Source organism: Exiguobacterium sp. UBA5002, from assembly GCF_002396765.1.
In the GTDB taxonomy this organism is placed as follows: Bacteria; Bacillota; Bacilli; order Exiguobacteriales; family Exiguobacteriaceae; genus Exiguobacterium_A.
The window spans coordinates 1-18749 of record NZ_DGYQ01000007.1; the positions used below are offsets into that span (position 1 = coordinate 1).

Annotated in this window: 20 protein-coding genes; 16 read left to right on the forward strand and 4 right to left on the reverse strand. The window is 47.2% G+C overall.

Translation table 11 applies throughout. The features are described from left to right. Positions 1-17: 17 nt before the first annotated feature. The gene (locus B4C70_RS01365; RefSeq protein WP_290776484.1) at positions 18-347 is read right to left on the reverse strand and encodes an ASCH domain-containing protein; all 330 of its coding nucleotides are present in this window, start codon (positions 345-347) and stop codon (positions 18-20) included. 165 nt (positions 348-512) lie between these two features. Here B4C70_RS01365 and B4C70_RS01370 point away from each other — a divergent pair, with 165 nt between their 5' ends. From B4C70_RS01370 to B4C70_RS01405, 8 genes are all read left to right on the forward strand, one after another. Beyond that, positions 513-998: a MarR family winged helix-turn-helix transcriptional regulator gene (locus B4C70_RS01370; RefSeq protein ID WP_035411169.1), complete on the forward strand. Its 486-nt coding sequence runs from the start codon at positions 513-515 to the stop codon at positions 996-998. Then, positions 991-2715, forward strand: a complete 1725-nt coding sequence (locus tag B4C70_RS01375) for an ABC transporter ATP-binding protein (RefSeq protein WP_290776486.1) — start codon at positions 991-993, stop codon at positions 2713-2715. Before B4C70_RS01370 ends, B4C70_RS01375 begins: the two co-directional genes overlap by 8 nt. Next, positions 2712-4568 (forward strand): ABC transporter ATP-binding protein, encoded by a 1857-nt coding sequence (locus B4C70_RS01380; RefSeq protein WP_290776488.1) that lies wholly within the window; start codon positions 2712-2714, stop codon positions 4566-4568. The genes B4C70_RS01375 and B4C70_RS01380 overlap by 4 nt, the downstream gene beginning before the upstream one ends. Positions 4569-4697: 129 nt before the next feature. Further along, positions 4698-4991 (forward strand): rhodanese-like domain-containing protein, encoded by a 294-nt coding sequence (locus B4C70_RS01385; protein ID WP_029343302.1) that lies wholly within the window; start codon positions 4698-4700, stop codon positions 4989-4991. A 22-nt stretch (positions 4992-5013) separates the two neighbouring features. Then, positions 5014-6405 (forward strand): MBL fold metallo-hydrolase, encoded by a 1392-nt coding sequence (locus B4C70_RS01390; protein ID WP_290776491.1) that lies wholly within the window; start codon positions 5014-5016, stop codon positions 6403-6405. Positions 6406-6566: 161 nt separating this feature from the next. After that, positions 6567-8363 (forward strand): mechanosensitive ion channel, encoded by a 1797-nt coding sequence (locus B4C70_RS01395; protein ID WP_290776493.1) that lies wholly within the window; start codon positions 6567-6569, stop codon positions 8361-8363. A 217-nt stretch (positions 8364-8580) separates the two neighbouring features. Then, on the forward strand, positions 8581-9966 hold the full coding sequence (locus tag B4C70_RS01400) for an amino acid permease (RefSeq protein ID WP_290776495.1): 1386 nt from the start codon (positions 8581-8583) through the stop codon (positions 9964-9966). Positions 9967-10056: 90 nt separating this feature from the next. Beyond that, positions 10057-10836, forward strand: a complete 780-nt coding sequence (locus B4C70_RS01405) for a GNAT family N-acetyltransferase (protein ID WP_290776498.1) — start codon at positions 10057-10059, stop codon at positions 10834-10836. A 21-nt stretch (positions 10837-10857) separates the two neighbouring features. Here B4C70_RS01405 and B4C70_RS01410 read toward each other — a convergent pair whose 3' ends face one another. Together B4C70_RS01410 and B4C70_RS01415 are read right to left on the reverse strand one after the other, a co-directional pair. Beyond that, a complete protein-coding gene (locus tag B4C70_RS01410; protein WP_029343307.1) occupies positions 10858-11304 on the reverse strand; it encodes an NUDIX hydrolase in 447 nt (148 codons plus the stop codon). Next, positions 11301-12395: a nitric oxide synthase oxygenase gene (locus tag B4C70_RS01415; RefSeq protein WP_414654401.1), complete on the reverse strand. Its 1095-nt coding sequence runs from the start codon at positions 12393-12395 to the stop codon at positions 11301-11303. The genes B4C70_RS01410 and B4C70_RS01415 overlap by 4 nt, the downstream gene beginning before the upstream one ends. Positions 12396-12582: 187 nt before the next feature. Between B4C70_RS01415 and B4C70_RS01420 the strand changes: the two genes are divergently transcribed. Then, positions 12583-13440, forward strand: a complete 858-nt coding sequence (locus B4C70_RS01420) for a YihY/virulence factor BrkB family protein (protein WP_290776501.1) — start codon at positions 12583-12585, stop codon at positions 13438-13440. A gap of 52 nt (positions 13441-13492) precedes the next feature. Here B4C70_RS01420 and B4C70_RS01425 read toward each other — a convergent pair whose 3' ends face one another. After that, positions 13493-14341 carry a sulfite exporter TauE/SafE family protein gene (locus tag B4C70_RS01425; protein WP_290776503.1) on the reverse strand — a complete coding sequence of 283 codons (849 nt, stop codon included), beginning with the start codon at positions 14339-14341 and terminating at the stop codon, positions 13493-13495. 115 nt (positions 14342-14456) lie between these two features. Between B4C70_RS01425 and B4C70_RS01430 the strand changes: the two genes are divergently transcribed. From B4C70_RS01430 to B4C70_RS01460, 7 genes are all read left to right on the forward strand, one after another. Then, on the forward strand, positions 14457-15305 hold the full coding sequence (locus B4C70_RS01430; protein WP_029343310.1) for a LysR family transcriptional regulator: 849 nt from the start codon (positions 14457-14459) through the stop codon (positions 15303-15305). Between the two features lie 145 nt (positions 15306-15450). Beyond that, entirely contained in the window at positions 15451-15714 is a 264-nt protein-coding gene (locus B4C70_RS01435) for a metal-sensitive transcriptional regulator (RefSeq protein WP_290776507.1), read from the forward strand. Positions 15715-15772: 58 nt separating this feature from the next. Then, positions 15773-16252, forward strand: a complete 480-nt coding sequence (locus B4C70_RS01440; RefSeq protein ID WP_023466937.1) for a DsrE/DsrF/DrsH-like family protein — start codon at positions 15773-15775, stop codon at positions 16250-16252. A 22-nt stretch (positions 16253-16274) separates the two neighbouring features. Further along, positions 16275-16634, forward strand: a complete 360-nt coding sequence (locus tag B4C70_RS01445) for a rhodanese-like domain-containing protein (protein ID WP_029343312.1) — start codon at positions 16275-16277, stop codon at positions 16632-16634. 25 nt (positions 16635-16659) lie between these two features. Continuing rightward, the gene (locus tag B4C70_RS01450; protein ID WP_023466941.1) at positions 16660-16956 is read left to right on the forward strand and encodes a rhodanese-like domain-containing protein; all 297 of its coding nucleotides are present in this window, start codon (positions 16660-16662) and stop codon (positions 16954-16956) included. Between the two features lie 38 nt (positions 16957-16994). Next, positions 16995-17564: a sulfurtransferase TusA family protein gene (locus B4C70_RS01455; protein WP_051656367.1), complete on the forward strand. Its 570-nt coding sequence runs from the start codon at positions 16995-16997 to the stop codon at positions 17562-17564. A 35-nt stretch (positions 17565-17599) separates the two neighbouring features. Continuing rightward, positions 17600-18736 (forward strand): MBL fold metallo-hydrolase, encoded by a 1137-nt coding sequence (locus B4C70_RS01460; RefSeq protein ID WP_290776512.1) that lies wholly within the window; start codon positions 17600-17602, stop codon positions 18734-18736. The last annotated feature ends 13 nt before the right edge of the window (positions 18737-18749 follow it).

Sequence of the window (18749 nt, forward strand, 5' to 3'; positions counted from 1 at the left end):
CTTAATATTACAATTCGTCATGGCAATAACTCGATATGAAGAGCCAGTGCTCCGTACTGTTGCTCGGCTTCCGCTGAATAAATCGTATACGTAGATGTTACGAGTTCATCGATCGACCAACCGACGCAGTCGATGGATTCCTGTGATACGTGTTCATACAGTGCTTGAAAATCTTGAAATGTCTCCTGTTTCGTCACCTGGACGAGTAGCGTCTCGTTCGTCTCCGTATGCGTGAACTGAATCTGATCACCGACTTGTACTTGTTGGCGTTTCAGATCATTGAGTCGAATTTCGACCGTTTTCAGCCCTTGTTCAATCGAACGAAACGGTACTTCATATAATCCCATCTCATGTCTCATCTATCTCCATTCTTCTCTACAAAAGCATAACAAAACTATGTGATTTTTCACATTGCCTTTCGTTGACAACTAGAAATAATCAGCGTATTTTAATTCATATAAGTAATTGTTCCTTTTGGAACGATTTGAAATGGAACAAGGGGGCGAAACAGGATGGAGCAAACGGAAACGGTTCGTTCAACGGCGATGATGCAGTCGTTTTGGAATGTACAACGACATCTCGTTCGAGCAGCACACCAGACGGCGCAGGAAAACGGACTCAGTTTACCGCAATTTCATAGCTTGATGACGATTGCGCCACGTGGACCGATCTCGCAAAAAGCACTCGCGACACATACGCATTTACCAAAGAGCACACTGAGTCAGTCGATTGAGGGCCTCGTTCAGTCTGGTTGGGTCATTCGGGAGACGAATCCTGAAAATCGACGAGAAGTCGTCCTATCGCTTAGTGATCAAGGACAACAATTCGTGACGGAGATTCAAGAACAAGAGAAGGGGATGCAACGTCAACTCGAACAGGTCCTAGAGACGATTGATCAAGAGGTATTCGAACAGATGCTTGCGACGCATGCTCAGATTGCAGAAGGCATCGGACGTATCTTACAGCCAGAAATGAAAGGAGGATGCTCGGATGATTAAGTTACTCAAACGATTGACGGTGTATAAATGGGCAGTACTCGCGGTGCTCGTCTTGGTTTTCGCACAATCGATGTCTGATCTCTATTTGCCGACACTGATGGCGGATATCATTGATAAAGGTGTCGTCACTGGCGATACCGCCTACATTTGGAAGATTGGTGCCGTCATGCTCGGAATTACCGGCATCGGGGCGTTAGCCGCAGTTGCCGCTAGTTATTATTCGTCGAAGGCATCAATGGGACTCGGACGGGATATCCGTCGCCAAGTCTTCAACCATGTTGAACGATTTTCCCTGCAAGAGTTCGATCAAGTCGGAACGGCGTCATTGATTACACGGACGACGAACGATATCACACAAGTTCAACAAGTCGTCATCATGATGTTACGGATGGTCGTCAGTGCACCAATCATGTTCATCGGTGGATTGATCATGGCTGTTTCAAAAGACGCCAAACTATCGCTCGTCATCGTCGCAGCGATGCCGGTCCTTGTGCTTTCGATCCTATTGATTTTGTGGAAAGGGGTTCCGTTGTTCGGAAAGGTTCAAAAACGACTCGACCGTCTGAACCTCGTCCTACGTGAGAACTTGACCGGAATCCGTGTCATCCGTGCTTTTAACCGGGAACGCGATGAGCAAGTGCGATTAACGAAAGCAAACGCCGATTTGACAGAAGTCTCGATCAAGGTCAATAAAATCATGGCGTTCTTGATGCCGGTGATGATGCTCGTCATGAACTTGACGGTCGTCGGTGTCATTTGGTTCGGGGGAATTCGGATCGACAATGGGGGTATGCAGATTGGGGACTTGATGGCGTTCATTCAGTACGTCATGCAAATTATGTTCGCTCTCGTCATGGCATCGGTCATGTTCGTCATGATTCCGCGGGCAGCCGTCTCGGCGAAACGGATCAATGAAGTCCTCGAGATGACTCCGACGATGACAGATGAAGGTACACAAACCGCTGACCGTGAAAAAGGAACGCTCGTCTTTGATCGTGTCACATTCCGTTACCCAGGTGCTGAGACACCTGTCTTATCCGATATCAGTTTTGCGGCACGACCAGGTGAAGTAACAGCTGTGATCGGGGGAACGGGTTCCGGTAAATCAACGCTCGTTAATTTGATTCCTCGTTTTTATGACGTGACGGAAGGGAGTATCCGGGTTAACGGTGTTGAGAGCCAGGATGTACCCCAAGAGGAACTACGGTCGAAAATCGGCTTCGTTCCCCAAAAGGCGTTATTGTTCACGGGTACGATCGCGGAAAACATTCGCTTCGGGAAAGAGGACGCGACAGACGAAGAAGTCGCGCATGCGGCGCAAATCGCACAAGCGACCGATTTCATTGAACGGATGCCGGACGGCTACGACGCTCGGATCGAACAAGGTGGATCAAATGTCTCCGGTGGACAGAAACAACGGTTGTCGATTGCCCGAGCACTCGTTCGTCGACCAGATCTATATGTCTTTGATGACAGTTTTTCAGCGCTCGACTTTAAAACTGATGCCGCACTTCGAAAAGCCTTACGAGAAGAAACACGCGAAGCGACAGTCTTGATCGTCGCTCAACGTGTCAGCACGGTCATCGATGCCGATCAAATCATCGTCCTGGATGAAGGGAAAGTCGCCGGAATCGGAACGCATGATGAATTGTTTGCGAACAACGCCGTCTATCAGGAAATCGTGAAGTCACAACTATCAGAGGAGGAAATCGCATGAGTGAGAAAAAACGACCTGCCGGCGGTCCTCCGCCTGGTGGTCCCGGTGGCGGAAATATGATGATGCTCGGAGAAAAACCAAAGGATTTCAAAGCAACGTTCCGTCGTTTGCTTCGGTATCTGCGTCCGCGTCGGACGGCACTCGTTGGTGTCTTCCTTGCAGCCATCCTCAGTACGGTCTTCATGATTGCCGGTCCGAAAATCATGGGGACGGCAATCACGGAATTGTTTGAAGGGGCATATGCGAAGTTCCAAGGTGTGCCGGGAGCAGCAATCGATTTCACGAAAATCGGACAGATCCTGCTCTGGCTCGCTGGACTGTATATCATCAGTAGTCTGTTCAATTACTTGCAACAGTATTTAATGTCGGGTATCGCTCAAAAAACGGTCTACGATTTACGCGAGGACGTCAATCATAAACTCGAACGCCTACCGTTGAAGTACTACGATGGTCGTCCGAACGGGGAGACGCTCAGCCGCGTGACGAACGATATCGATACGATCGGCAGTACCTTGCAACAAAGTGTGACATCGTTCATCACCTCGATCGTGACAATCGTCGGGATTTTGATCATGATGTTGACGATCAGTCCGCTGTTAACATTGATTTCACTCGTTTCGTTACCCGTTTCAATTTTTGCGATTCGTCCGATTTTGAAACGATCCCAAAAATACTTTGCCGATCAACAGCGAACGCTCGGTCAATTGAACGGACACGTCGAAGAAATGTATACCGGACACTCGGTCGTCAAGGCATTCGGACATGAACGTAAAGCGGTCGAGCAATTTGATGCCGTCAACGAAGAATTGTATGAAGCAGGGCGTAAAGCGCAGTTCATCTCCGGGATCATCATGCCGATGATGATGTTCATCGGGAATATCAGTTACGTTCTGATCAGTATCGTCGGTGGGATTCTTGTCACACAACGGGCGATCTCGATCGGGGATATCCAAGCATTCATCACCTATACACGCCAGTTCACGCAACCGATCACTCAGACGGCGAACATCGCGAACATCGTCCAATCGACCGTCGCAGCAGCAGAACGTGTCTTCGAATTATTGGACGAAGAAGAAGAGACCAAGGAAGTGACGACACATCGTCTCACGCAGGCTGAAGGAGCGGTCGCGTTCGAACACGTTGATTTTGGTTACGGAACCGACCTCTTGATCGAGGATATGAACATCGATGTCGCACCGGGACAAACGGTCGCAATCGTTGGTCCGACGGGTGCCGGTAAAACGACAATGATCAATCTATTAATGCGCTTTTATGAGTTGAACGGGGGGACGATCCGGATTGACGGTATCGATACCCGCGAGATGTCACGCGAAGACTTACGGACGACGTTCGGGATGGTCTTACAAGATACGTGGCTCTTCAACGGTACGATCCGGGATAATCTTGCTTACGGTAAAAGTGGAGCAACCGAGGAGGAAATCATCGCGGCAGCCAAAACAGCACACGCCGATCACTTCATCCGAACGTTGCCGGACGGGTATGATACCGTCTTGAACGAGGAAGCCTCGAACATCTCGCAAGGTCAGAAACAGTTGTTAACGATCGCGCGGGCCGTTCTTGCCGATCCGCCAATCATGATTCTCGATGAAGCGACCTCTAGTGTGGATACACGGACGGAAGTCTTCATCCAGCAAGCGATGCGTCGCTTGATGGAAGGACGGACGAGCTTCGTCATTGCCCATCGTCTGTCGACAATCAAGGATGCCGATTTGATTCTCGTCATGAATCAAGGGCGTGTCATCGAGCAGGGCACACATGAAGAATTACTCGAGGCAGATGGTTTTTATGCGGATCTGTACAACAGTCAATTCTCTGAAAAGGAAGTCGTTTAAGTTAGGGCAGTGTCGTCTTTTAGACGATGCTGTTTTTTTGTGTGCATTTTTCTTGAACTTATATACGGTAGGGGGTATATTAAATTCAACAACTTAACAGCCGAGAGGCATCTACTAGGAGGAATCTTGATGAAACAAATGACGACAGAACAATTACAGCAGGTGTTAACCGAAAGTGCCATCCAATTGATTGATGTTCGTGAAACCGATGAGTATGAAAGCGGACATATCGCTGAAGCTAAAAACGTTCCGTTATCCGAATTGACAGAACGGACGGATGAACTCGACGCGTCACGTCCGGTCCATATCATCTGCCTATCTGGTGGTCGCAGCATGAATGCAGCGATGTATCTCGAGCAAGCAGGATTCGACGTGACGAATGTCAGCGGCGGTATGATGAGCTACGAAGGAACAATCGTTTAATACACTAGAGGGGGTATGCACAATGTTGTTACGATATTTTTATGATGAAAAATTAGCGCAGGCGTCATACATGGTCGGGTGTCAAATGACAGGAGAAGCGATCGTCATCGATCCTGCCCGGAATATTACACCGTATCTAGAGGTCGCAGAAAAAGAAGGGCTCCGGATCACCGCTACGGCGGAAACGCATATTCACGCGGACTTCGTCTCGGGCACACAAGAGTTTGCCAAACGTTACGACACGACGGCTTATCTGTCAGATGAAGGAGACGACAACTGGAAATATCAATTCGTCTCGGATATTCACCATGTCCTTGTTAAAGACGGTGACCGGTTCAAAGTCGGAAATGTGACGCTTGAAGTCATGCATACCCCGGGGCATACGCCAGAACATATCTCTTTCTTATTATTCGACCGGAATCAACAAGTACCGATGGGCATCTTCACAGGAGATTTCGTCTTCGTCGGAGACATCGGACGTCCCGATTTACTAGAAGAAGCAGCTGGTATTAAAGGAACGACAGCCGTTGGGGCAAAGCAAATGTTTGCGTCGTTAAAACGTTTCAAGGCGTTACCTGATTTTGTCCAAGTTTGGCCAGGACATGGTGCCGGTAGTGCTTGTGGGAAAGCACTCGGAGCAGTTCCGACATCGACGGTCGGATATGAAAAAGCGACGAACTGGGCATTGCAAGTCGAGGATGAGACTGCGTTCATCAAAGAATTGACGACGGATCAACCAGAACCACCGAACTATTTCGCGATGATGAAACGCGTGAATAAAGAAGGCATCGCCTTGACGACTAAAATTCCAGAACTCGTGACGAACGAGGATCCAACAGCGTGGACGTCTTCGATGCAGATCGTCGATACGCGAGATGGTCAGTCGTTCCGGGATGGACATATTCCAGGAACTATCAATATTCCGTATGATGATAAGTTCGTCACTTGGGCTGGTTGGTTACTCGATTTTGACCATGATATCGCGATTCTGTCGACGCCAGAGCAACGCAAAACCATTCAACGAGATCTCCAATCGATTGGACTCGATCGCGTCACCCACTGGGCAGATCATCAGGCGGTACCAGGATCGATGTTAACGGAACGTTATGAGGACTGGGCAGCAGAAGAAGCGCTAGCAGCTGCAGAGCGAGAAGAAGTCTACGTCCTCGACGTCCGGAATAAAACAGAGTGGGACAGTCAACATTACGATCAAGCACAACGCATTCTCTTAGGAAAATTAGTAGCGCGTCAGGATGAACTGCCAACGGATCGACCGTTTGCTGTTCACTGTGCATCTGGCGTTCGTTCCCGGATGGCGGTTAGTGTATTACAGTCACTCGGATTCAAGGATGTCATTAATATTGACGGTGGATATGCAGCGATGCGCACGGTTTTGAACCAACAAACATCATGATACGACGGACTGGGTGGCAGCATATGCCATCCAGTTTTTTGTATTGAAAACAAGAAACGCCACATTCTGGTACGAACACGGGTTTAATAAATCATTTACCTGGGGAAATTAAAGAAGTGTCAGAAATATATAAATTTATTTAGGTGAAGGAGTGTGGCAGGATGAATAACATTTGGAATGGAACGTCGTTGAACTTAAACGGCATTCTCGGATCACTCGGCAACTTGCTTGGAGCGATCATCGTCTTTTTGATTGGCTGGCTCATTGCCAAGCTGATTGCGAACGGAATTCAAAAAGCGTTAGAGAAGTCTGGGGTCGTCAACAAGTTGGCACCTCAAAAAGAAGGTACACCACCAAAGAAGAAGAAGTGGACACCTGAAAAAATCATCGGGACCGTCGTCTTTTGGGTTCTCATGGTGTTTGTTCTCATCTTGGTCTTCAACATCCTTGATCTGAACATCATTGCTGGACCACTCGCAGATACGATGAGTACATTACTCGCGGCAATCCCGAATATCTTGAAAGCAGCACTTATCCTTCTCTTGGCGTACGTCATCGCGGTCGTTCTTCGCATGATCATCGTCAAAGCAGGAACGAAGCTGATGGCGAACGATAAAGTACGTTCGAACAAGATGCTTCAAGGTCAGACGGACTTATCGTCTTACCCGAAAATCGCGGGAGAAATTGTCTTCTATCTCGTCTTACTTCTGTTCCTACCGGGTGTCCTCGGTGCGTTGAACATTGAGAGTGTCTCACAACCGTTCAGCCAATTGTTATCGTCATTCCTTGGATTCATTCCACGCTTGATTGCGGCGGCAGCCATCTTCTTCGTTGGTTTCCTTGTAGCGAAAATCGTCCGCGATATCGTGACGAATTTCCTTCATGCTGTTGGAACGGATAAATTTGCAGCTCGCTTCAACCTTGGGTCAACGGATCAAAAAGATGCGAAATCACTTTCGTCGATTCTTGGAACAGTCGTCTTCATTTTGATTCTGATTCCAATCACGATTTCAGCTCTTGATCAATTGAACATTAAAGGAATCACAGGACCAGCGATCAACATGTTGAACGATGTCCTCGGTATGATTCCAAACATCATCGTCGGTGTCGTTCTGATTCTTGTCGGTCTTTACGTCGGACGTTTCATCAAGAAATTCGTTACGGATCTCTTATCACGTCTTGGTTTCAACAACCTGACACGTCACTTGAAAATCGGTACGTGGGATGCAAACCAAGCTTCTACATCACCAGCTTCCATCGTTGGTGCACTCGTTGAGATCGTTATCGTCGTTCTCTTCGTCGTCGAAGCCTTCAACTTGATTGGTCTTGACTTCATGGTCGACCTCGGTCGTGCCGTCCTTGCATTCTTACCGAGCGTCTTGACAGCGATCATCATCCTCGCAATCGGGATCATCGTCAGCAACCTCGTCAAACGTACGATGGACAGCCTGTTCGGCAACTCTGAACTAAAAGTCCTCTCAAGCGTTGCAAAGTATGCGATTCTTGCACTTGCTGTCTTCATGGCACTTGATCAACTAGGTGTTGCTGATACGATCGTCAACTCAGCCTTCATCTTGATCCTAGGGGCACTTGCACTTGCATTCGGTCTTGCCTTTGGTCTTGGTGGACGTGATAATGCATCGCGTTACCTCGATCGTCTCCAAAAGAAAGCAGAGAATACGGAAGTCGACACATCGAACCTTCCAAGTAAGTCGGCATCGACTTCATCATCACCGAGCTTAAAAGATGCAGCAAAAGGTGCAGCTTCACAAGCAGCTGATGATGTTACACCAGATCGTGCACCACGTTCAGCGCGTTCATCTTCAACGGATGAGACGACACATGGTACACCAAAAGGTGCATTGCCAGAAAACGATTTAGCACAACAAGATGATTACCCGATCGATCCAGACGATCATAAAGGTCCTAACCTCGATCATCCAAACGATCGCCCATAATGTAATGATAAAAAACCTTTCCTTTGTTCTGAAGGAAAGGTTTTTTACGTTTATGCATCAAAGCGTTATTGCATTTTACAAAAGTGGTTTGACCACTTTGTGAAAAAATACAAAAAAAAAGACTTATCGAACTTGACATCGTTTGTTATGATTAGAAAGTCAATTCACTCAATGATTTGAATATTCAGAAAAAATAGAAAAGTTCGGAGGATGAAACATGAGTTTGCTTCGCAAGAAAGATGTCAGTGTCATGATGGACATGAAACAACATTCAAAACTGGCACGACATTTATCAGGGTTTGATCTTATTTTACTTGGAATCGGTGCCATCATCGGAACCGGAATTTTCGTTCTGACAGGAACGGGCGCTCTTTATGCAGGACCTGCTTTACCGATCTCATTCATTATTTCTGCCGTTGTCTGTGCATTAGCAGCCCTCTGTTATGCCGAATTTTCGTCGATGATTCCTGTCTCAGGTAGTGTATATACGTATACATATGCTACGATTGGCGAAGTCATTGCCTGGATCATCGGCTGGTGTCTCATTTTGGAATACGGACTTGCTTCGAGTGCCGTTGCAACCGGTTGGTCAGGGTACTTCCAGTCACTTTTAGCGGGCTTTGGATTACATTTGCCAACAGCTTTGACAGCTGCTCCAGGTGCTGTACCAGGAAGCGAGACGTTCTTCAACTTACCGGCGTTCTTGATTCTGATGATCATCACGCTCTTGCTTTCACTCGGTATTAAAGAAACAAAACGCGTCAATAACATCATGGTACTCGTCAAAGTCGCTGTCGTCGTCCTGTTCATCGTCGTCGGGATCTGGTACATCGAACCGGGCAACTACAAACCGTTTGCGCCATTCGGTATGAGTGGTGTCTTACAGGCTTCAGCAATTGCTTTCTTTGCTTACCTCGGATTTGATGCCGTCACATCAGCAGCAGAAGAAGTCAAAAATCCGGGACGTAACTTACCGGTTGGGATCTTAGGATCACTTGCGATCGTTACTGTTCTGTATGTCATCGTCTCTGCCATCATGGTCGGGATTGTTCCATTTAAACAGTTTGAAGGCGTCGATAGTCCGGTATCTCTTGCCTTAAAAGTCGCAGGTCAAGACTGGGTCGCTGGATTCGTCGATTTGGGTGCTATCGTTGGTATGACGACGGTCATCCTCGTCATGACATTTGGTCTCGTCCGTCTCTTGTTCGCGATGAGCCGTGACGGATTATTACCGAAAGTCTTCTCAGACGTCAATGAAAAGTCACACACACCAGTCAAAGCAACATGGATTCTCGGAACGACTGCTGGTTTAATCGCTGGATTCGTGCCACTCGGTACACTTGCTGAATTGATCAACATTGGAACACTGGCAGCCTTCTCGCTCATCTCGATCGCGGTCATCGTCCTACGTCGGACGCGTCCTGATTTGAAGCGCGCCTTTAAGGTTCCGTTCGTCCCAGTCTTACCGATCTTGTCAGTCCTTGCTTGTATCATGCTCATGTTCAACTTACAACCATTCACGTGGATTGCCTTCTTCGTTTGGACAGCAATCGGACTGCTTGTTTACTTTGGTTATGGACGTAGCCGTTCTAAAATTCAATAAGTAGGGCACCCTTGGCGACAAGGGTGTTTTTGTATGCAGGAAATGAGGCGAACGAAAGCGAAACAGCTCAGTGGAAAAGGAGGTTTTTCGATGATTCATATTCAACGCGCACCTGGCGTAAAAACGGCGTACAAAGCGATGCAGGATGGGTTCCAAGATTATTTGATTCCACTGCACTTATCGGAAGCAGAATTCCAAGAGCGCATCATCGAACGAGACGGGAACCAATTGGAGCATTCATTCGTTGCCTATCATGGAGAAATACCAGTCGGTCTCTGGCTGAACGGTTGGAAGGAGATTGAGGGTCAACGCATCATGCGGTGTGGGGGACTGGGGATTTCACCACAGTATCGTCGTCTTGGGATCGCGAAAGCCTTGTATCAAGCACAACTGAGCCATGCTAAAGAAATCGGAATGGATGGTCTGATGCTTGAAGTCATTCAAGGGAACGACCCGGCGATTCGATTGTATGAATCGCTTCATTACACGATCGTTGGAGAAATCGGTTATTTTCATTTAACGGATGAACGCGAAGAAGCTGCTCTGCCGACGATCGAAGAAGTGGAGTTTTTAAAACAATACCATGGACAAGGGGAATACATCTGGCAGCAAGATCCTCATGTCATGCAGCAATTACAAACGGATTATTATCAATTAGAAGAAAGTGTAGTGGCAATAGCCGGATCATCACTCTTGTCAGTTGTCGGTCCCGCAGAACACAAAGCAAGACATGCGACAGAAGTCGTCCGTCGTTTACCAGGCACGACCTATCATTATCAATCAACAGATGTGCGGGTGTGGGAAGCATTACGTTCTGAAGGATGGACTCAGCGGGATTTGAAACAATATATCATGCGTCAGTCGCTATAAACAAAAACCGCTGCTATTCATTTAGCGGCGGTTTTTGTAGTCTTCAATCATTCGAGCGTGAGAACCCACTAAGTGATCCGGTAAGTCGTCGAGCGGAACGAACTGGAGCTTGATACTTTCATCACTTTGTTTTAACATTCCAATCGGATGTTCACCGATGTAGGCGAGGGTGACGCTTTGAAAGACGTCTCCGTTCGCTAACGTCGTCACGTATTGCGGACCGGAGTAGACATCGAGTAACGTTAATCGTTCCACTTGTAAGCCGGTTTCTTCTTCGAGTTCCCGACGAGCGGTCTCTTCCGGTGATTCCGCCCATTCCATCAATCCTCCGGGCAAACCGAAGCGGGCTTGGGCTTCGTTGCGTTGTTCGAGCAAAATGTGCTCGTTCTGAACGACGAGGACGACGGAACCGACGAGAATGACTGGGTCATGACCGATTTTTTGACGTAACTGTTCGACATAATTCATTTCAAGGCTCCTTGGTGAAATGGACAGCCGGTCACAGGTGCCGTCTGTGTAGATTTTGGAAAGAAGTTTGGTCGTTTGATCTCCGGATCATAGTCCTTATGGAACATATGCGTCGTTGCCCCACTCATCGGAGGCACGAGCCAGGACCATTCCCCTGTGACATCGCGACCGCATGATGCTTCGTTTTTTTCAAAACGAGCGAATTGTTTCGCAGCCGTATGGTGATCGACGATCGTCACACCGGCACGTTCAAACGATTCGAGTACGGCAACGTTCAATTCGACGAGCGCCCGGTCTTTCCAGAGCGAACGTTCACGCGAGGTGTTCAGACCGAGTTGAGTCGCGACGAGCGGCAAGAGATCGTAACGATCCGTATCAGCGAGGTTACGAGCACCAATCTCCGTTCCCATATACCATCCGTTGAATGGGGCACACGGATAGACGATGCCACCGATCTCGAGCTGCATATCGGCAATCATCGGTACGGCGTACCAGCGGACTTCGCGACCACCAAACAAATCATAGTCAGGATGCGTGATGGTGACTTCAAGCACGAGCTCGTCAGGAATCGGATGCAGGCTGACTTGTCCATCGAGTTCGATCAACAGGGGCAGGATATCAAACGGTGTATGCGCTCCGGTCCAACCAAGTGCTTCACATTGGCGCGTCAGGTCGATGGAAGCCGGATCGCCGATGACTCCTGTTGCTGTCTCATAACCTGCATAACGAATCATTTGGTGATTATGAAGCCGTACACGTGCCGGATGGAAAATCGTGATCGTCGAGCGAATCCGTCCTTCGTTCGTCGCGAACCGGATATGCTCAAATAACGCGTCGCGGACCGCTTCGACGGTCAACGCATCCCGTGCGTCAAAGACATGGAGTTGTTCCCAAAAGAGACGTCCGACACATCGGTTACTATTGCGCCAAGCAAGCTTGGCACCGAACGCCAGCTCGGAAGTCGTTTGCTCGTATGTTCCCGTCTTCTCGATGGAACGAATGACTTCTTGCTGACGTCCGGACATTTCAGGGTATTGCTCTATATAAGAAGTAAAGAAGCGTTCTGCTTCTGTTTGAATGAGTGGGTACACGAATCGAAATCCTTTCTGAAAAACAAGCACGATACATTCTCTGTTCTTAGTGTACCTCGCAAGGAAACGAAGCGCCAAACTTGAATGATGTATAAGGTTTTTATAAGTTCAAAAGACTTCCAAAAGTTTGAAGGAAGTACGAAATGGGGGATAGTGTAGAGAATTAGTTGAAAGTGAGGAAATATGTATGTCTTTAATCAAACCTGTATTTGCCCGTTTTTTTGGCGAAGCCTTTTTTGATAAATCGGCTCAGCTCGCCTATTATCTGATGTTGTCCTTATTCCCGTTCTTATTATTTGTAGTTGGCATCGTCTCGTTCTTACCGTTTACGTCGGATAACGTGCTGGACTTAATTCGACCATTTGCTCCAGCAGAAACGTACGACTTGATTCAGCGGAACGTCGTCGGAATCTTTGATCAGGGTGGTTTCAAGCTTGCCTCAATCAGTTTCCTTGCCGCCTTTTGGCTCGCTTCAATGTCGGTCCAGTCGCTTGTCCGCTCGCTAAACGATGCGCTCGAAGTGACACGAAAAGCGCCATTCTGGCGCGGACTGTTGCAAGACTTCGCTTTTACGATCGGGATGATGATCATCCTTCCGATTTCATTGATTGTTCCGATTTCAGAAAAGTTAACACGACGTTTCATCAATCACTTTGCAATGGTCGCTGATTTCGTGACGAACTATTCGTGGATCTGGTTCTTATTCCGTTGGGGACTCGGGACGTTGTTCTTACTTGTCTTTTTCATCTTATTGTATCGGATCTTACCGAGTGTCCGACTAACGGTTCGTCAGGTACTCCCTGGAGCCATTTTTGCAACGATTGCCTGGCAAGTCGTCTCGGAATTTTTCTCCTATTACGCTGAGTTCGGTAGTTACGATCGTCTTTACGGTCAGCTTGCCGGAATCATCGTCTTGATGACATGGTTCTATTTGTCCGCTGTCGTCCTGATGTTAGGGGGATTGATGAATGCGGAACGGATGCGTCAGAAAAAAGAGGCAAAAATCATGAAACCACAAAAAATCAAAGAAGAAAGCGTGCGTTAATCATTGGGCACGCAAAAAAGCAGCTGACACATATCGTCAGCTGCTTTTTCATTTAGGCAGTTTTAAGAATCCGGTAGCCGAAGACGCTTAACAAACTAAGTGTGAATAGAGCAAGCAAGACAAGTGACAGATAAGGAAGACCGAACACTTTGACAATGACGCTTAAGGCGACGACGCCATAAAAGATTCCTAATGTCTTTTGGACGAACGGTTCATTGAAGCGATGCAAGAGTGAAGCACCGAGTGGTGAGCCGATGAACGCACCGATGATTAAGGCGATCCCGAGTGATAACGGAGCATTGGTTCCGGAAGCGACATAACTCGTCACTCCTCCGAGAACGATCAATGTCGCAGAGGCGATGCTCGTTCCGATTGCTTGTTTGAGCGGAAAACGAACCCATCCGAGCAAGAGAGGCGTCAACAAAAATCCACCGCTGACACCCATCAATGACGAGAGAATTCCGGCAGCAAGTCCGATGACAGCGAGCTTCACTACGGAAGCATCATGGACCGGAAAAGACGGACGTTCCTTTGAACGGGGACGAAGGAATTGAATCGAAAAACCAATCAGTAAGAAAATGTAGAGACTTGATAAGACGACATCAGCACCAGCATGACGCTCGAGCCAAAAGACGACTGGTGTGATCAACGCCGAACCGATGATCCCGGACAGACCAATGATCCCGGCATCGCGAAAACGGAAAGTTTTTAATCGAAGATGTGACAGTGTACCGGTCACGGTCGATCCGAGTGTCAGCAACAGACTGAGGACGATCGCGGTGCTGGCTTCATAGCCAAGAATCAATAACAGTGGGGTCAGGATGATGCCACCACCGATTCCGAAAAAGCCGGAGAGTATGCCGATGATTGCTCCTAACAACATAAATGAGATATACATCATGAAACAGTCCTTCTTTCTAATACGTGATACCTTGAGTATGAAAGAGGAATACAAGATTATAAAAATGAATTAATTATATATAAATGATTATGAAATGTAATGAGGAGGGATATTGTTGAAATTAACTGAACTCAGAACGTTCGTCACACTCGTTGAAACACGTCATTTTACGAAAACAGCGGAGCAGTTATTTCTATCGCAACCGACGGTCAGTGTTCACGTGAAACGACTAGAAGAAGATATCGGACATTCATTGTTAATACGTGATTCATTCGCAATAGGGGTCGAGGTATCGGAAATGGGCTGGATTGTCTATCGCCACGCAAAAGAAATTCTATTCCAACTCGAACAGATGCAGTCGCAGTTAGATGAATCGGAAGGTGTTTTCCAAGGTACACTACGGATCGGAGCAACACATACGATCCACGAGATATTGCTTGATGATATGATCCATCTGTTTTCACATGCTCACCCTAAAGTTTCACTGGACATCCAATTGATGAATCATGATCAAGTGGCAACAGCTTTACGACATCGTGAGATTGATCTCGGTATGATTGAAGGAGAACTGACACTTGATGGAATGAGACAAATCGTCTTTGCGAAAGATCAACTGCATATCATTGGAGCGACACATCTTGCACTCGAAGACGCGACGTGGATCGTCCGGGAAGAAGGATCCGCTTCTCGCTATGCACTTCATCGTTGGCTTGATGCGTCGTCGATCGTTCCCACTCGAACGATTACAGTAGATGCGAATTATTTAGCGCGACAACTTGTTTTGAATGGGAGTGGTATTGCAGCGTTGTCGGAACGACTTGTCACGTCTTTCCCGTCTGAATCTTTTACAATTCATGCGAAAGGGATCTCCAACCGGACGTTTCGTTATCTGTTACCAGAGAAGATGCCAACTCGACTAGCCGAGCGTTGGATCGATTTTTTAGAAGCGAATTGGAAAGGCTGACTACAAAAAAATTTTCGGACTCACTGAACATAGTGATGAATCCAGAAATCTTTTTCGTTGACTTATACCCCTGTAGGTATTATTGTGTGAAATGTACCAACGAGGTATGACCCATGTCACATTTGAAAAAGGAGATGGACTTCATATGGAAAACGGTTATGAAGATCGCATCATTCATCGGATGAATCGGATTGAAGGACAAATCCACGGAATCGTTCGAATGATGAAAGAAGAGGCGTCCTGTAAGGATGTCGTCACACAACTGAGCGCTACACGTAGTGCGATTGATCGCGTCATCGGTCTCGTCGTCAGTGAAAACTTGATTGACTGTGTCCGTCAGGATGATGCGACGGAAAATTATGAACAAGCCGTTGCAGAGGCTGTTCAACTCTTAATGAAAAGCAGATAGAATTTTTTTTTACGAATTAATATACCCCTTAGGGTAAAAAATTGGAGGAATTACGTTTATGTCAGATACAAAAAAAACAACCATCGTTTTATTTAGTGGAGAGTACGACAAAGTCATGGCAGCTTATATCATTGCCAACGGTGCAGCCGCATACGATCACGAAGTCACGATTTTTCATACCTTCTGGGGTTTGAATGCGATGCGTAAGGATGAACCGATCCAGCCGGATAAAACATTCCTTGAGAAGATGTTCGGTAAGTTCATGCCACGCGGTGCCGATAAGATGCCACTCTCGAAAATGAACTTCGGTGGTGCAGGTCAAAAAATGATTAAAAACGTCATGAAGAAGCACAATGCGATGCCACTTCCAGACTTAATCGAATTAGCGAAAGAACAGGATGTCAAACTCGTCGCCTGTACGATGACGATGGATTTACTCGGTTTGAAACAGGAAGAATTACACGACGGGATTGAGTATGCAGGTGTTGCCGCCTACCTCGCCGATGCGGAGAACGGAAACGTCAATCTATTCATCTAATGATCTGAAGGAGGAATGACGCATGGATGTACTATCGATTATCTTGTTGCTCGTCGTCGGCTATCTCGCTTATAAGGTGTTCGCCCCAACAAAAGGCGTCAAGCAAGTGTCGACCACGGAACTGAAGCCGTTACTAAACGACCGCAAACGATTTTATCTCGATGTTCGGACACCGGCAGAATTCAAAGGCAATCACATCAAAGGATTTAAGAACATTCCGTTACAAACGCTAAACAGTCAATTGAATCAAATCCCGAAAGACAAAGAAGTGCTCGTCATCTGTCAAAGCGGGATGCGAAGCAAACAAGCCGTCAAAGTACTAAAAAAAGCCGGTTATCCGAATGTCACGGAAGTCCGTGGCGGAATGAATGCCTGGCGCTGAATCGAATCAAGAGGAGGAATTCAATATGAAACGCATGACAGCAACAGAAGTACAGGAAAAAATCGAACGTGGTGAGCAACTGAACGTTATTGATGTCCGAGAAGTCGATGAAGTCAAAGAAGGAATGATTCCGGGAGCGATCCATATTCCACTCGGATTGATTGAATTCAAGATGAACGAACTCGACAAGAAAAAAGAGTATGTCATGGTATGCCGTTCTGGTGCGCGCAGTGGTCGCGCAACGACATATCTCGAAGGACAAGGATATGACGTGACGAACATGGATGGCGGCATGATGTCGTACGAAGGCGAAACAAAATAAATAATACCCCACACCGTAAAGGAGCGAATTGTATGACTATGATTAAATCAGATATCGTATTGGACGCCAAAGGTCTCGCTTGTCCGATGCCGATCGTTCGGACGAAAAAAACGATCAAGACGTTGGAACCGGGACAAGTCATCGAAGTTCAGGCGACGGATAAAGGATCAACTGCAGATCTTCGTGCCTGGGCAAACAGCACCGGCAATCATTATTTAGGCACGATCGAAGAAGGCGAAGTACTCCGTCATTACGTTCGGAAATCAACAGGTGATGTCACGGAACCAGCAGCATTCGCTCAAACCGTCGACAATGCAACAGTCGAAGCAGCACGTCAAGACGACTCGATCACAGTGCTTGATGTTCGTGAACAAGCAGAATATGCCTTCGCGCATGTACCGGGAGCCATCAATATTCCGTTAGGTGAACTTGAGACACGACATGCAGAACTGGATTCAAATCAGACGGTTTACGTCATCTGCCGAACAGGTAGCCGAAGTGACATGGCATGCCGACAGCTCAGTGACAAGGGGTATACGGTCCACAATGTCGTACCAGGTATGCAGGAATGGGCATTTGAGACGACAACACTCGTTTCAGCGAAATAATTCACCAGCGTAAAGCAGAGGAGGAACTAGTAGATATGGCACAAGCAATGACAGCCGCACAAGTTACGAAAAAAATCATTGGACGCGAGTCTCTGTTCATCTTAGATGTACGGAATGAGGATGCGTTTCAAGATTGGAAAATCGAAGGAGAGAACTTCAAGTACCTCAACATTCCGTATTTTGAATTGTTGGATGGTGTCGAGGAGATTCTCGATCAGCTTCCGACGGATCAGGATGTACTCGTCGTTTGCGCAAAAGAAGGTTCATCAATTTTCGTCGCCGATATGTTGGAAGAAGCAGGACGAGACGTATCGTATCTGTCAGGCGGCATGAAAGCATGGAGTGAACATCTAGAACCGATTTCACTCGGAACGCTGAACGAAACAGGAACTGATCAAGGTGAAGTCGTTCAGTTCGTTCGAATCGGTAAAGGGTGTCTCTCGTATATGGTCATCTCGGAAGGAGAGGCCGTGCTCATCGATGCGACACGAATGACGGATGTGTATTTGGATTATGCCGCATCACGCAATGTCACGATTAAGCATGTGTTTGATACACATCTTCATGCGGATCATATTTCTGGAGGACGCGACATCGCCGAAAAAACAGGCGCGACATACTGGTTGCCGCCAAAAGATGCGACGGATGTCACATTCGATTATGCACCACTTGAAGACGGTAGTACGGTTCAAGTGGGGGATACAGCGATTGAAGTACGCGCTCTTTATTCCCCGGGACATACGATTGGATCGACTTCATTCATCGTCGATCAGCGTTATTTATTAACGGGTGATATCCTGTTCATCGATTCGATTGGTCGTCCGGATTTAGCCGGTCTCGCGGAAGACTGGGTCGGCGACTTACGTGATTCGCTCTACAACACGTATCGTGATCTTTCACCGGAATTAATCGTCTTACCAGCACATTTCATGATCATTGAAGAATTGAACGCGGATGGTAGTGTAGCGGAGAAATTAAGCATCTTGCTTGCGAACAACCATGGTCTCAACATTGATGATGAAGCAACATTCCGGAAAATGGTCACAGAGAACTTGCCGCCACAACCGAACGCGTATCAAGATATCCGTGAAACGAACATGGGGAAACAGACACTCGATCTTGAGACACAACGGGAAATGGAAGTCGGACCGAACCGCTGTGCGGTACGCTAAACCGAATCATAAC

Coding starts and splice junctions, on each gene's coding strand:
- B4C70_RS01365 (WP_290776484.1), bottom strand. CDS start 347: ATGGGATTATATGAAGTACCGTTTCGTTCGATTGAACAAGGGCTGAAA.
- B4C70_RS01370 (WP_035411169.1), top strand. CDS start 513: ATGGAGCAAACGGAAACGGTTCGTTCAACGGCGATGATGCAGTCGTTT.
- B4C70_RS01375 (WP_290776486.1), top strand. CDS start 991: ATGATTAAGTTACTCAAACGATTGACGGTGTATAAATGGGCAGTACTC.
- B4C70_RS01380 (WP_290776488.1), top strand. CDS start 2,712: ATGAGTGAGAAAAAACGACCTGCCGGCGGTCCTCCGCCTGGTGGTCCC.
- B4C70_RS01385 (WP_029343302.1), top strand. CDS start 4,698: ATGAAACAAATGACGACAGAACAATTACAGCAGGTGTTAACCGAAAGT.
- B4C70_RS01390 (WP_290776491.1), top strand. CDS start 5,014: ATGTTGTTACGATATTTTTATGATGAAAAATTAGCGCAGGCGTCATAC.
- B4C70_RS01395 (WP_290776493.1), top strand. CDS start 6,567: ATGAATAACATTTGGAATGGAACGTCGTTGAACTTAAACGGCATTCTC.
- B4C70_RS01400 (WP_290776495.1), top strand. CDS start 8,581: ATGAGTTTGCTTCGCAAGAAAGATGTCAGTGTCATGATGGACATGAAA.
- B4C70_RS01405 (WP_290776498.1), top strand. CDS start 10,057: ATGATTCATATTCAACGCGCACCTGGCGTAAAAACGGCGTACAAAGCG.
- B4C70_RS01410 (WP_029343307.1), bottom strand. CDS start 11,304: ATGAATTATGTCGAACAGTTACGTCAAAAAATCGGTCATGACCCAGTC.
- B4C70_RS01420 (WP_290776501.1), top strand. CDS start 12,583: ATGTCTTTAATCAAACCTGTATTTGCCCGTTTTTTTGGCGAAGCCTTT.
- B4C70_RS01425 (WP_290776503.1), bottom strand. CDS start 14,341: ATGATGTATATCTCATTTATGTTGTTAGGAGCAATCATCGGCATACTC.
- B4C70_RS01435 (WP_290776507.1), top strand. CDS start 15,451: ATGGAAAACGGTTATGAAGATCGCATCATTCATCGGATGAATCGGATT.
- B4C70_RS01440 (WP_023466937.1), top strand. CDS start 15,773: ATGTCAGATACAAAAAAAACAACCATCGTTTTATTTAGTGGAGAGTAC.
- B4C70_RS01445 (WP_029343312.1), top strand. CDS start 16,275: ATGGATGTACTATCGATTATCTTGTTGCTCGTCGTCGGCTATCTCGCT.
- B4C70_RS01450 (WP_023466941.1), top strand. CDS start 16,660: ATGAAACGCATGACAGCAACAGAAGTACAGGAAAAAATCGAACGTGGT.
- B4C70_RS01455 (WP_051656367.1), top strand. CDS start 16,995: ATGATTAAATCAGATATCGTATTGGACGCCAAAGGTCTCGCTTGTCCG.
- B4C70_RS01460 (WP_290776512.1), top strand. CDS start 17,600: ATGGCACAAGCAATGACAGCCGCACAAGTTACGAAAAAAATCATTGGA.